This window comes from Nitrosovibrio sp. Nv17 (genome assembly GCF_900119085.1).
Lineage (GTDB): Bacteria > Pseudomonadota > Gammaproteobacteria > Burkholderiales > Nitrosomonadaceae > Nitrosospira.
The window spans coordinates 23,223-36,120 of sequence record NZ_FPIQ01000019.1; the positions used below are offsets into that span (position 1 = coordinate 23,223).

Genomic DNA, 12,898 nt, shown 5'->3' on the forward strand with positions numbered 1-12,898 from the left:
TTTCAATGATGACGCTCCCATGAAGGGGGTATAATTCCAGGTTTTGTCCAACTTCCTTCCGACCCTCCGGCTGATGATCGCCCCGCCTCCCCACCGCCTCCCGCAACACCGTCTGTCAGCGGATGTCATGATCCATCGGAATTTTCATGACTTCAGCATTAAGCGCCCGGTCTCGTGTCCACGCTGACCTGGATCATCGCCACCACCTTTCTGGGTGGGGTGCTCAGCGTGCTGTTCGCCGCCGCGCTGACCTTCAACACCCGGACGTCATGGGTGCAGATGCTGATTTCGTATGCGATCGGCGCGCTGCTGGGCGCCGCGTTCCTCAATGCCCTGCCGGAAGCGCTGGAGATATCCAGGGATCCCGGCCAGATGACGGGGGTCGTCCTGTTCGGCATCCTGCTGTTCTTCATCCTGGAAAAACTGGTGCTATGGCGCCACTGCCACATGGACACCTGCGAGGCCCACGATCCGCTGCATGCCCTGGAGCACGCGGCGCCCCTGCCCACGCACGACCATGGCCGCAGCGGCATGCTGATCATGCTGGGCGATACGTTCCACAATTTCGTCGACGGCATCCTCATCGCGGCGGCGTTCATGGCGGACATACACCTGGGCATGGTGACGGCCATCGCCATCATCGCCCACGAAATCCCCCAGGAAGCCGGGGACTTCCTGATCCTGCTCAACTCCGGCTATACCCGGCGGCAGGCGCTGCTCTTCAATCTGCTGTCCAGCTTCGCCACCCTCGTCGGCGCCTTGCTGACCTACTTCATGCTGCAGGACATGAACCACCTGATCCCCTCGCTGCTGGGACTGGCGGCGGCCAGCATGATCTACGTGGCCATGGCCGATCTGATCCCGGGCCTGCACAAGCGCCCGGAAATCGGCGCCACCATCCAGCAGGTCGCGCTGATCACCCTGGGAATCGGCTCCATCTGGCTGGCGGGAAACCTTTTCTCCCATCATCACGCCTGAACGTTCCGCAACCCGCCCCACGGTGGAACGCCCTCGTCCCCTGCCGCGCCCGGCAGGATCCTCGGCATCGCCGGGCTGCGTGTCCCACCGGCAGGGTCGATCTTTCGTGCCTGCCGGGATGGGCACCGATATCCCTCATGTCAAAGCGGTGAAACCAGAGGGACTTATTGCAGTCAGAATGATGACGTCGCATTGACGGGCAGGCATTCCGCGAGGATACGCCAGATTTTCCACGCACAATGGAGGTTCGCTTGAAAAGATCGGGAAAGATACTGGCCATCGTTCTGGGTGGCATGGCCATGGCCGCAACGGCATCCAATCGGATCGACACACGGCAGATCCTGTCCTTCAGCGAAGCGCAGCGGCACCACGTCCTGACCGAAATGCGCGCGCTGCTGTCCGGAACACAAGGCATTCTGGATGCGATCCTGAAAGAGGACATGGAAGCGGCGGCACGGCATGCACGTTCGCTGGGCATGGGCATGGCGCACCAGGCCGAGGATCGTCTCAAGTCCATCCTGCCCAGGGAGTTTCTGCAGCTGGGGATGTCGGTGCACCAGGATTTCGACCGGATCGCCGCGGATGCGGAATCCTTGAAGGATCCGCAGCACACCCTCCGGCAGTTGAACGAATCGTTGAAGAAATGCAGCGCCTGTCACGCAGGCTATCAGATTCGAGTGGAAGTATCCTCAGAACCAGGGAACACCGCGGCGGATGCCCATGATGGGGGCCACGCCCACCCCTGATCCTTTACAAAAAACGACCAGGGCCGGGACGGTCTTCGCGGAAAACCGCCCCGATCCTGATACTTTCATGGCTGTTATTATTGTTTTGTCGTTATTATTATTGGTTATTGTTGTTATTGTCATATGACTGCGCCTTCAGTTCCCAGCCATTTCCTCCCTCCTGAAGCCTGTCAGCCTACACCCCCCGGCGGCGCCCGCTGGCCCAGAGACCCGTCAGGGCGATACCCAGCAGCGCGAGGGTTCCCGGCTCCGACACCGGTACCTGCGGATCCGGATCGGGAGGCGGCACCTCGATCACCGGCAGGTTGCCCGCGATCGCGCTGATCTTGAAATAGTCCTCCTTCTTGTCGAAGTTCCCGCCGACCTGTTGCGGCGCCAGGATCAGATAGCGCCCCACGAGATCGGTACCGAAGGAAGCGAGATGGTTGATGGAAACATTGCTGAAATTGAACAGGCTGAATCCGAGTCCGGCGAGATCCGTTACCTTCTCCCCGGTGAAGTCATAGCCCGCCCCGAGCGTTTCCCCGCCGATCCACGCGCGAACGTCGGAGTCATTGGACCGCCAGCCGATTTCGAAACCGACGGGATTGTAGCCGCCGTCGCCGAATTCGAACACCACGAATTCGTCCCGGCCGGCGTTGTCGGTCGCATGATTGGGGGATCCTGTCCCTTCGCCGGGACTCCTGACCCCTATCCCGCCGTCGAAGATATTGATGGTGGCCTTCTGGAAGGCCCCCGTGCCATTGCTGTTGCTGGTCGCATAGGCGCGCGCCTTGAGGACCTCCCCGCCCGCGGTGAAGGTGTAGGTGTTGCCCGCATTGCCATGGTTGCGCGTGCCTGCGGTGGTGTCCCAGGTGATGGGCACGGCACCGGCAGCGCCCGCCAGGCCCGTCGCCAGGATGATCACTGCCCCCTTGGTCAGCTTGCTCATGCCATTCTCCGTAGAAAAGGATACTGCTCCGTGATGCCGCCGCGCCTGTCGCCGCAAGCCCGTCTGCCATAAGCAAAGCAATTCCCGTGCCATGATATGATTATCCATAGATAACAATCGCTTGGAAAATACCGGGGAGAACTGTCCAACGCCGCTGTAAGAAGCTCCGACACGGCGGGCGAGCGCGGCGGTGCAATCTTGCTATACTGTAGCCTCGCTCCATCCGTGTCCGCCATGATGCAGAAAAACCAGCATGATTCTTCTGCCACGCTGCATCGCTCCATCGGTGAGGAAGGTTTCCCTCTGCTGGAACTGGGCGGAAGATACACGCTGGCCGCCATGGGCCGGCGTCTGCATGCGCTTCCCGCCGAACTGGCGCGGCACGCGGCCGAACCCGGGCTGCGGTGGGATCTGAGGGGGATCGAACAGATGGATGACGCCGGCGCGATACTGCTGTGGCGGGCCTGGGGATCCCGCCGTCCCGATCACCTCCTGCTGCGGCCCGAGCAGGAACGGCTGTTCAGCCGCATGGAAGCCGCTCCTGCCCCTCCCGCGGCCGTGCCGCGCGACGCATGGTGGCCCATGATGATGCTGGGCCGGGGTATCCTGCTGCTGTGGGAACACCTGGTCGCCTTGGTTGCGCTGATCGGGCAGATGCTGCTGGACGTCCGCTACCTCGCCACCCACCCCGCCCGTCTCCCATGGCGCGAAATCTCCGCCAATCTGTACCGTACCGGCGCGCAGGCGCTGGGCATCACGGCGCTGGTGGGGTTCCTGATCGGCGTCGTATTGAGCTTCCTGTCGTCGAGACAGCTGCAGACCTTCGGTGCCGACATCTTCATCATCAACATCCTCGGCATCAGCATCATCCGCGAACTGGGCCCGATGCTGGCCGCCATCCTCGTGGCGGGGCGCTCCGGCTCCTCCATGACCGCGCAGCTGGGTGTGATGCGGGTCACGGAAGAACTGGACGCCCTCACCGTGCTCGGCATTTCCCACAGTCAGCGGCTGATCCTGCCGAAAGTCCTGGCGCTGGGCATGGCGATGCCGCTGGTCGTGCTGTGGACCAGCGCCGTCGCCCTGCTGGGCGGAATGATCGTCGCCGAGATTCAGCTGGGATTGAACCACCGCTTTTTCCTGGACAAGCTGCCGGACGTGGTGCCGATCGCCAACCTGTGGCTGGGCCTGGGCAAAGGCATGGTGTGCGGCATGGTGATCGCACTCATTTCCTGCCATTTCGGCCTGCGGATAAAATCCAACACCGAAAGCCTCGGCGCCGGCACCACGAACTCGGTCGTGACCGCGATCACCGTGGTGATCATCATCGATGCCATCTTCGCCGTCGTGTTCTCCAATGTCGGATTGACATAGGGACCGCAGGACGATGGGCAAAACCTGTATCATCGAGGTCGAGGGGCTGCATACCCGCTTCGGCAGCCACGTGGTGCACCGGGACATCAGCCTGTGCGTGCGCCCCGGGGAGGTGCTGGCGCTGGTGGGGGGATCGGGCAGCGGCAAGACCGTGCTGATGCGCCAGATGCTGGGCCTGGAAACCCCGGCGGCAGGCAGCATCCGGGTTTTCGGCGAATCGCTGCACGGGCACGATCGCGAGGCACTGCAATCGCTGCGCAACCGCTGGGGGGTGCTGTTCCAGAAAGGCGCACTGTTCAGCGCACTTTCGGTCTATGACAATATCGCCCTGCCGATGCGCGAGCTGCGCACCCTGAGCGAAGGCATGATACGGGACCTCGTCATGCTCAAGCTGAAAATGGTGGATATCGGAGCCGAGCACGCCGCCAAGATGCCGGCCGAGCTCTCTGGCGGCATGATCAAGCGCATTGCGCTGGCACGCGCCATGGCGCTGGACCCGGAACTGTTGTTCCTGGACGAGCCCACCGCCGGCCTGGATCCGCAACTCGGCGAAGCGTTCGTCAAGCTGATCCATGCGATGCGTACCGAACTGACTTTGACCATCGTCATGGCGACGCATGACCTGGACACGCTGGTGGCGCTTTCGGACCGCGTGGCGGTCCTGGCGGAGCAGCGCATCGTGGCACTCGGCAGCCTGCAGGAGGTCGCGGGCATGGAACATCCGTTCATCGCCAGCTTCTTTCGCGGCGAGCGCGGACAGAAAGCCCTGGGCAACACCCTGTCATAGGAGAGCATCATGGAGAATCGCGCCCATGCCCTTGCAGCCGGCCTGTTCGTCATCGTGCTGAGCGTGGCCGTCGCGGCGGTGGTCATGTGGTTCAGCGGAGAAACGACGACGCGCGACAAATACCTTCTGGTCTCCGAGTTTCCGGTGACCGGCCTCAATTCCCAGGCGGTGGTGCGCTATCGTGGAGTCAGCGTCGGCAAGGTGGAGGACATCCGCCTGGATCCGGAGAATTCCCATCGAATCCTGATCCGCATCGCCGTCGATCGGGATCTGACGCTGACCCGGGACGCCTATGCGCAACTCGGCTACCAGGGACTGACCGGCCTTGCCTTCGTCCAGCTGAACGACGAGGGCAAGCAGACCGAACGGCTGGCGACGGATGCGGACCATCCCGCGCAGATCCCCTTTCGTCCCTCTGCGCTGGACAGCATCGCCGAGTCGGGACAGCGCCTGCTCAGCAATGCCAATGAGCTGGTGGAACAGTGGAATGCGCTATTTGATGAACAGAATCTGGTCCGGCTCACCCATATACTGGAAAACACCCGGAACGCCACCGGACGGATGAACGACACCCTCCATCAGCTGGAGCCCAGCCTCGCATCGCTGCCGGGGCTGGTCGCGGACGCGGGCTCGACGCTGAGGCATACCGATCAGCTCATGGTCGACCTCCGGCAGCTGTCGGCACGCATCGGCCAGGAGGGAGGGCCGGTCGACGGCCTTTCGCATACCGCCCGGGAACTGGTCGACACCCTGCACAAGCTGCGCCAGGCTTCGGATGGCATCACGCGCAACTCTCACACGGTGGACCGCGTGCTGCTGCAGATCGAGGAGCAGCCGCGCAGCCTGCTGTTCGGCCGCTCCCCCCCGCCTCCGGGGCCGGGCGAGGCCGGTTTCGTGCCGCCCGTGGCAACCTCGCAGGAAAACGCCCGATGAAGAATCTGCTGATCCTCGCGGTCGTGCTGGTCTCAGGATGCGCCGCCCTCCGATCCCAGCCGCCGCTCTCCGTCTACGATCTTGGCACCGGGTCTCTGCAGGAGCACGCCGCTGCGCCTGAACCCGAACCTTCCGCCCCCCGCAGGAGCGTGCGGATGACGATCACCGCGCCGGTCTGGCTGGACAGCCCGGCCATCCGTTATCGGCTGGCCTATCACGATCCTGCCAGGATTCACGTCTACTCGGGCAGCCGCTGGGCCGGCACGCCCGCAGCCCTGCTGGCGCAACGCGTCAAGGATCGCATCGCCGCGGCCGGTCGCGAAGTGACGATCGCCCCCGGGGAAGGCGTCCGCGCGGACTATGCGCTGCATCTCGAACTGGAGGAGTTCTCCCAGGTGTTCGACAGCCCCCGTGGAAGCCACGTCGTGGTGAAGCTGCACGCCAGCCTCGTCCGGCCCGGCCAGCGCACGCTCGCCGCCCAGCGCGGCTTCAACGTGGAGCAACCCGCACAGGAAGCCAGCGCAGCTGGGGCTGCCCATGCGCTGGCCGCCGCGAGCGACCGGGCCGCCGGCATGCTGCTGGACTGGCTGGAACACGAACTGTCCGATCCGCGCGACCGCGGCTAGGCGGGATTCCTCCTCCCAGCCTCTGCGGCCCTTCCAATGCCCAGGAAGGTCCCGCCGCGCATCCCTGCGGCAGCGGACCTGCGACAATTTGCCGCATTCCTTCATCTTCCCGTTGCACCGATAATGCGGGAATACTGCTCGCAGGATCGGAACGGAGAAGGAACGACCATGGAACGCCCATCAGCCCTCGTGGCGTGCGTGCTCATGCTGCCGCTGCTCGGCGCGTGCGCGGGCAACGCCATCCAGACAAGGCCCGCGGCCTCCGGACAGGAGAAATCCGCCGCCGCCGACTATCCTACCGTGGAGCGCGCCGTCGCGGGCTGCGCAGAGGGAGAACCGGCGTTCGACTGCGATCGCCGCGCCATCCTGGCGATGGCCGGCAACTACCTGGTCAGGTTCAACTTCGACGAAACCGTGGTGTTGCAGCCGGGCTACGAGCGCAGGGCCCCCAAGCGCAGCGGGGCCTTCGAGCAGGTCGTGCTGGTCGAGGATGCGGGCAGGCGGATTTCGCTGCAGCACATCCTGGTCATGGGCGACAAGGTGACGAAGCACTGGCGTCAGGACTGGGTGTACGAAGCGGCGCAGCACTGGGTCTACGTCGGCGGCCAGCGCTTCGAGGCGCGCGCGCGCAACGCCGAGACGATACCCGGCACGTGGACGCAACTGGTCTACGAGGTCAATGACGCTCCCCGCTATGCAGGCGACGGAAAATGGAACCACCGGTACGGCGTGTCGACCTGGACCTCGGAACGCAGCTGGCGGCCGCTGCCCCGGCGCGAGTACACCACCCGCGATGACTACCAGCTGATCAATGCCGAGAACCGCCATACCATCGGCCCTCAGGGGTGGACGCACGAGCAGGACAATACCAAGGTGGTGCGCAAGGAACAGGGAAAGGACACCGTCCTGGTGCGCGAGTTCGGCTTCAACGAATACCGGCGCATCGAGGGCTTCGACTTCGGAGCCGCGGAAACCTACTGGCGGGACACGGCTGAATTCTGGGCCCGGATACGCGCCCGCTGGGACAGCGAATTCAATGCCGACGGCTCGCTGAGGCTGTCGGTACGCCCCGGGGACGAGGCCTTCAACAAGGCGATCCTGGAAACGGCGGACGACTACCGGAAGGATCCCCGCTTCGAGGCCTACCAGGCAAGGCTGGACGACATCTTCCGCCGCTTCGTCAACGTCGGCCACACGGCTTCGCTGTCCCGCTGAGCCACCGAACCGGGCGCTTCATTCGGCCGTATCGAGCACCCTCTGCAGCGTCGCGCCACCCCGGCCGGGGTTGGCGCGGATGAGGCGCTCCTCCCCTGCCATCTCCAGATACAGCGCTTCCAGCGCCTTCTGCGCGATATAGTCCTCCACGTTCGCATACCTCTCGGCCACCAGGCCGAGCTTGCCGCCCTTGCGGACGAAGTCCTGGTATTTCCGGGCGAGATCCACCTCCCCCATGACGCCGCGCACGACGGGCGGGAACTCGCGCGCCAGCCTCTCCGAGGCATGGGCGCGAAAATATCGGGTCGCTGCATCGCCTCCCTCCGCCAGGAGGGCCGCGGGGTCCTCCACCGGCATCCGCGCCACCGCCTCCGCCAGCAGCGTGCGCGCCTCGTCCGTCGCGACCGCCATCTCGGCCACGCGGTTCATGCCCGTGACCAGATTGTCCGCATGCTTGCCCGCTCCCAGTGCCCGCATCATGCTCTCCGCTTTCTGCAGCGTGCCGGGCAGGGGAATCCGCACCAGCGGATTCTCCAGAAATCCATTGGCGACGCCCAGCGTATCGACCGCGGCATGCGCGCACTGGAGCAGCATCTGCCTCAGGCCGTCGGCCCTCTCCGCGTCCGACGACCCATCGTTGTCCGCGCCAGCGGCGGACACGCACACCAGAAATCCGGCAAGAACGGCAGCGATACGCATGATCAGCTTCTCCTCGATCGTTCCGCCGGGTCTCCCGCCAGCGTCCGTGCAGACACGCTACGTCAGGCCGGCCTCATGCGCCTGCTGGTCGGCGTGATAGCTGGAACGCACCATCGGGCCGCAAGCGGCGTTGCGATAGCCCATCTCCAGGGCGGCACGCTCGAACGCCCTGAATCCCTCGGGCGGCACATAGCGCAGCACGGGCAGGTGCCCGGTGCTGGGCTGCAGGTACTGGCCGATGGTGAGCATCTCCACGTCATGCCTGCGCAGGTCGCGCATCACCTCCAGGATCTCCTCGTCCGTCTCGCCCAATCCCAGCATCAGGCCGGATTTGGTGGGGATGTGCGGGAAGCGCGCCTTGAAATCCTTCAGCAGCTTCAGGGAGTGCGCGTAGTCGGCGCCCGGACGGCACTGCCGGTAGAGGCGCGGCACGGTTTCCAGGTTGTGGTTCAGCACATCCGGCGGGCAGGCGGAGAGCCGCTCCAGCGCAACCTCCAGCCTGCCGCGGAAATCGGGCACGAGAATCTCTATCCTGGTGTGCGGCGAATGCGCGCGCACCTCGCGGATGCAGTCGGCGAAATGCTGCGCGCCACCGTCGCGCAGGTCGTCGCGATCGACGCTGGTGATGACGACGTACTTCAATCGCATCGCGGCGATGGAACGCGCCAGATGGACAGGCTCCTCCGCATCCGGGGCGAAGGGCTTGCCGTGCGCCACGTCGCAGAAGGGGCAGCGGCGCGTGCACAGGTCGCCCAGTATCATGAAGGTGGCGGTGCCCTTGCCGAAGCACTCGCCGATGTTGGGGCAGGAGGCTTCCTCGCACACCGTGTGCAGCTTCTGCTCCCGCAGGATGCGCTTGACCTCGTGGAACCCCTGGCTGTTGGACGAGCGCACGCGGATCCAGGAGGGCTTGCGCAGGATTTCGCCCGGCGCCTGCGGGACGATCTTGATCGGGTTGCGTGCGGTCTTGTCCGCGCCCTTCTGGCGGATTTCAGTGGTCATGAGCGTTCACGATGAGATCCCTATCTGCGTTGCGTATGATATCACCCAAACGCTGCGTCAAGGCGCGCCGTGGCGCCCTCCCGGCGGCAGCGTTCCCGGCATGGCCGCTCCACGCGCGGCGGCGGGCACGGCCGTGCCGCACAGCCTTGCCTGCAGCCTGTCGGCCAGGGCCTCGCCCAGGGCGGCGGCATCGGCGGCAATGCCGAGATCGCGCGTCTGCGTGACCTGCAGGCCGGGGTAGCCGCAGGGATCGATGGCGGCAAACGCGCCCAGGTCCATGTCCACGTTGAGCGCCAGCCCATGGTAGCAGCAGCCGTTCCTGATCTTGAGTCCCAGCGCCGCGATTTTCAGGCCATCGACATACACCCCCGGCGCTTCCACCCGCCCTGCGGCCGCGATGCCATGGTCCCGCAGCAGGTCCGCCACGGCGCCCTCCATGCCGCGCACCAGCTCCCGCACCCCGAATCCGAGACGGCGAAGGTCGAGCAGGAGGTAGGCGATGACCTGGCCCGGGCCATGATACGTGATCTGTCCGCCGCGATCGGTACGGATCACGTCGATGTCGACCGCGTGCAGGAGATGCTCCGGCCTGCCGGCCACGCCCTGGGTATAGACCGGCGGATGCTGCAGCAGCCAGATCTCGTCCGGCGTGCTCCTGGTGCGCGCGGCCGTGAACGCCTTCATCGCCTCCCAGGTGGCAAGGTAGTCCGCCAGCCCGGCATGCCTGCGGATTCTCAATTCCGGATGCTCAGAGCGCCATGATCACCATCGGGTGATCGCACAGTTCCCGGTACAGCGCGTCCAGCTGCGCGCGGGACAGGGCACGGATGGTGCAGGTCAGGCTGAGATAGGTGTTCTTTCCGCTGAACCTCACTTCCATCCCGCTCTCGTCGAAATCCGGCGCGTGGCGCTTTACGATCTCCACCACCTCGCGCACGAAATCCAGCTTCCCGTCCCCCCGGGAAGCGGAAGACAGCGCCGTCCCCTGGCCGTTGCGCGGAACGGCCGACCCCGCCGGCAGTCCGTCCACGCGTCCCATGATCTTGACGGGAAAGTCGCAGGGATACTCGATCAGGGAGGGGGGCGCCGACGCGTCGTCCATCGATGGAAAGTCTCAGAAGGGAGACCCGTTTCCCCGCATGACCCGCTCCTTGTAGTCCTGGTAAAGACGGTGCAGCAGGGCGAACGCCGCCCCCGGCCGCCCATCTCCCACCGGCCGGCCATCGAGGCGGGTAACGGGCAGAATCTCCTTGGTGGACGAGGTCAGCAGTATCTCCTGGGCGGTGCGCAGTTCATGCTCGGAAACCGTCCTGATCTCATGCCGAATCCCGCGGGCCACGGCAATCTCGAGCACGATGTCATAGGTTATGCCGGGCAGCATCAGATGATTCTTGGGCGGGGTCAGCAGCACGCCGTCCTTCAGGACGAAGATGTTGCTGGCCGCGCCCTCCGTCATGAAACCGTCGCGCAGCAGTATCGTCTCGCGGGCGCCGGCGTCGACCGCCATCTGCCGCAGCAGCACGTTGGGCAGCAGGGAAATCGCCTTGATGTCGCAGCGCAGCCAGCGGTTGTCGGCGGCCGTGACGGCGGGAATCCCGGTGGCCAGCAATTCCTGGGGCGGAACCAGGAGCGGATTGCTCATGATGAACACGGTCGCCGCGGTATCCTCCGGAAAGGCATGATCGCGCCTTGCCACGCCGCGGGTGACGTGCAGGTACAACGACTGGTCCTCTCCGGCATTGCCGGCGACGATCCGCCCCAGCAGCGCGCTCCACTCCTCGTCGCTGTGCGGATTCGCCAGGCGGATGCCGTCGAGGCTGTGCTGCAGGCGGCGCAGGTGCTCCGCCAGGCGGAAGGGCCTGCGGGAATACACCGGGATGACCTCGTATACGCCGTCCCCGAATATGAAGCCCCTGTCCAGCACCGGGACGCGGGCTTCCTCGATGGGCATGAAGTCACCGTTGAGATAGATCATGATGGCGATCGTGTCGGTGGAATCGATGGACGAGGCGGCGCGCTAGTTGAACAGCAGCTGCAGGCTGTCCCATGCCCGGCCGAAGAAGCTGGCCACGCCCACGGTCTCCAGCGCGACCAGCGGATGCTCCGCCATGGGCTTGCCCTGGAACGTGAACTTCACCATGCCCACCTTCTGCCCCGCGCTGACCGGCGCGATCAGGGGTTGCTTGTATTCCATCTTGGCCTTCAGCTTGTCCGCCTGCCCCTTTGGAAACGAGAAGTATACATCGTCGCCGAATCCCGTCCTGAGCCTGCCTTGCGTACCCTTCCACAGCGGCAGGGCGGTGACCTCCCGCTCCTTCTCGTACAGGCGCACGGTATCGTAGAACTGGAAGCCGTGGTTCAGCAGGCGCTGGCTCTCCACGGTGCGCGCGTGGTCGGAGGCGGCTCCCATCACGATGGAGATCAGGCGGCGCTCCCCGCGCCTGGCCGAGGCCGCGAGGCAGTAGCCGGCAGCCTCGGTATGGCCGGTCTTGATGCCGTCGACGTTGGGGTCGAGCCACAGGAGGCGATTGCGGTTGGGCTGCGTGATGCTGTGGTAGGTGAACTCGCGCAGCGAATAGAGCGGATAGTACTCGGGGAAGTGGCGCATCATGGCTGCCGCCAGCAGCGCCAGGTCCCGCGGCGTCGAATAGTGATCCGGGTGCGGCAGGCCGGTGGCATTGGCGAAGCGCGTGTTGCGCATGTCCAGGCGCGCCGCCTCCTTGTTCATGATCTGCACGAAGGCGTCTTCCGAGCCGGCGATGGTCTCAGCCAGCGCCACGCAGGCATCGTTGCCGGATTGGACGATCATGCCGCGTATCAGTTCGTCGACCGTCACCGGTTTGCCGGGCTCGATGAACATGCGCGAACCCGGGGTGCGCCAGGCATGCTCGGAAACGGGAACCACCTGCGTCAGGGTGAGGCGCTTCTGCCTCAGGGACAGGAATGTGATGTACGCCGTCATCAGCTTGGTGAGCGACGCAGGCTCCACGCGCTCCTGCGTGTTCAGTCCGGCCAGGGTCTGGCCGGACTGGAAATCGACCAGGATATAGGATTTCGCCGCGACCGACAGCGTGGGTTGCGGCGCCACGTCGTGCCCGGGTTGCTGGGCGCCCAGGGGGAGCGCCGAGAGGCACAGCAGCGACAGAAATAACCGTTTCATGGCGAACCGCAAAAGCAGCCATTATATCCCAGGCTGCCGAGCCGCGTTGCCGGCGGCAGCGCGTGCCCGTCAACGCGCGCTGCGGCATACGCTGAATCCGTCGTTCCAGCCCATGCGGTATTGGCCGTCGCTGGCGAAACGCTGCTCGTTCTTGCGCCCGTACGAGGTTTTCTTGGCGGTTTCGCAGCCGTCGACGTAGCCTTCCTTGAAGGCGGGCGAGTAGCCGGCCAGGTTGTAGGCGGGACGGGTGCTGGGAGGCTGCGGCGCCACGGGGCGCGCTTGCGGATCCGAAGCCGGCGGCGGACCGGGGGAGGCATCCCCGTCGGATCCCTGCTCCCGCTCCGCATCCAGCGTCGCGCAGCCCGCAATCAAAGCCGTCAGAAAGATCATCCCGTAGCCGATGCGTATCATCTCGAACCCCCCTTTGACGGTCCCGCCATGACGGCGAAG

At 65.1% G+C, this 12,898-nt stretch carries 15 protein-coding genes; 7 read left to right on the plus strand and 8 right to left on the minus strand.

Translation table 11 applies throughout. The features are described from left to right. The first annotated feature begins 174 nt into the window (after window positions 1–174). Together BT108_RS10500 and BT108_RS10505 are read left to right on the plus strand one after the other, a co-directional pair. Window positions 175–978 carry a ZIP family metal transporter gene (locus BT108_RS10500; protein WP_072294485.1) on the plus strand — a complete coding sequence of 268 codons (804 nt, stop codon included), beginning with the start codon at window positions 175–177 and terminating at the stop codon, window positions 976–978. A gap of 251 nt (window positions 979–1,229) precedes the next feature. Then, window positions 1,230–1,724 (plus strand): hypothetical protein, encoded by a 495-nt coding sequence (locus BT108_RS10505; RefSeq protein ID WP_255369699.1) that lies wholly within the window; start codon window positions 1,230–1,232, stop codon window positions 1,722–1,724. A gap of 175 nt (window positions 1,725–1,899) precedes the next feature. Here BT108_RS10505 and BT108_RS10510 read toward each other — a convergent pair whose 3' ends face one another. Next, entirely contained in the window at window positions 1,900–2,655 is a 756-nt protein-coding gene (locus BT108_RS10510) for a PEP-CTERM sorting domain-containing protein (RefSeq protein ID WP_072294487.1), read from the minus strand. 234 nt (window positions 2,656–2,889) lie between these two features. On the opposite strand from BT108_RS10510, the gene BT108_RS10515 reads away from it, so the two are divergent. The 5 genes from BT108_RS10515 (at window position 2,890) to BT108_RS10535 (ending at window position 7,587) form a co-directional block, all read left to right on the plus strand. Then, window positions 2,890–4,026: an MlaE family ABC transporter permease gene (locus BT108_RS10515; RefSeq protein WP_072294488.1), complete on the plus strand. Its 1,137-nt coding sequence runs from the start codon at window positions 2,890–2,892 to the stop codon at window positions 4,024–4,026. 13 nt (window positions 4,027–4,039) lie between these two features. Next, window positions 4,040–4,813 carry an ABC transporter ATP-binding protein gene (locus BT108_RS10520; RefSeq protein WP_072294489.1) on the plus strand — a complete coding sequence of 258 codons (774 nt, stop codon included), beginning with the start codon at window positions 4,040–4,042 and terminating at the stop codon, window positions 4,811–4,813. A gap of 9 nt (window positions 4,814–4,822) precedes the next feature. Further along, a complete protein-coding gene (locus BT108_RS10525; RefSeq protein ID WP_072294490.1) occupies window positions 4,823–5,746 on the plus strand; it encodes an MlaD family protein in 924 nt (307 codons plus the stop codon). Continuing rightward, window positions 5,743–6,372 carry an ABC-type transport auxiliary lipoprotein family protein gene (locus BT108_RS10530; protein WP_072294491.1) on the plus strand — a complete coding sequence of 210 codons (630 nt, stop codon included), beginning with the start codon at window positions 5,743–5,745 and terminating at the stop codon, window positions 6,370–6,372. Before BT108_RS10525 ends, BT108_RS10530 begins: the two co-directional genes overlap by 4 nt. Window positions 6,373–6,540: 168 nt before the next feature. Continuing rightward, window positions 6,541–7,587, plus strand: coding sequence for a DUF6607 family protein (locus BT108_RS10535; protein ID WP_083566389.1), 1,047 nt, complete (start codon window positions 6,541–6,543; stop codon window positions 7,585–7,587). 18 nt (window positions 7,588–7,605) lie between these two features. Here the strand turns inward: BT108_RS10535 and BT108_RS10540 are convergent, their stop codons facing one another. The 7 genes from BT108_RS10540 to BT108_RS10570 form a co-directional block, all read right to left on the minus strand. Next, window positions 7,606–8,286 carry a DUF4197 domain-containing protein gene (locus tag BT108_RS10540; protein ID WP_072294492.1) on the minus strand — a complete coding sequence of 227 codons (681 nt, stop codon included), beginning with the start codon at window positions 8,284–8,286 and terminating at the stop codon, window positions 7,606–7,608. A 57-nt stretch (window positions 8,287–8,343) separates the two neighbouring features. After that, entirely contained in the window at window positions 8,344–9,288 is a 945-nt protein-coding gene (lipA, locus tag BT108_RS10545) for a lipoyl synthase (protein ID WP_072294493.1), read from the minus strand. 57 nt (window positions 9,289–9,345) lie between these two features. Then, window positions 9,346–10,026 carry a lipoyl(octanoyl) transferase LipB gene (gene lipB / locus BT108_RS10550; protein WP_255369700.1) on the minus strand — a complete coding sequence of 227 codons (681 nt, stop codon included), beginning with the start codon at window positions 10,024–10,026 and terminating at the stop codon, window positions 9,346–9,348. A gap of 10 nt (window positions 10,027–10,036) precedes the next feature. Continuing rightward, entirely contained in the window at window positions 10,037–10,390 is a 354-nt protein-coding gene (locus BT108_RS10555) for a YbeD family protein (protein ID WP_072294494.1), read from the minus strand. 12 nt (window positions 10,391–10,402) lie between these two features. Next, on the minus strand, window positions 10,403–11,263 hold the full coding sequence (locus BT108_RS10560) for a D-amino acid aminotransferase (protein ID WP_072294495.1): 861 nt from the start codon (window positions 11,261–11,263) through the stop codon (window positions 10,403–10,405). 42 nt (window positions 11,264–11,305) lie between these two features. Continuing rightward, entirely contained in the window at window positions 11,306–12,448 is a 1,143-nt protein-coding gene (locus BT108_RS10565) for a D-alanyl-D-alanine carboxypeptidase family protein (RefSeq protein WP_177257304.1), read from the minus strand. 69 nt (window positions 12,449–12,517) lie between these two features. Continuing rightward, window positions 12,518–12,859: a hypothetical protein gene (locus tag BT108_RS10570; RefSeq protein WP_072294497.1), complete on the minus strand. Its 342-nt coding sequence runs from the start codon at window positions 12,857–12,859 to the stop codon at window positions 12,518–12,520. Window positions 12,860–12,898: the final 39 nt, after the last annotated feature.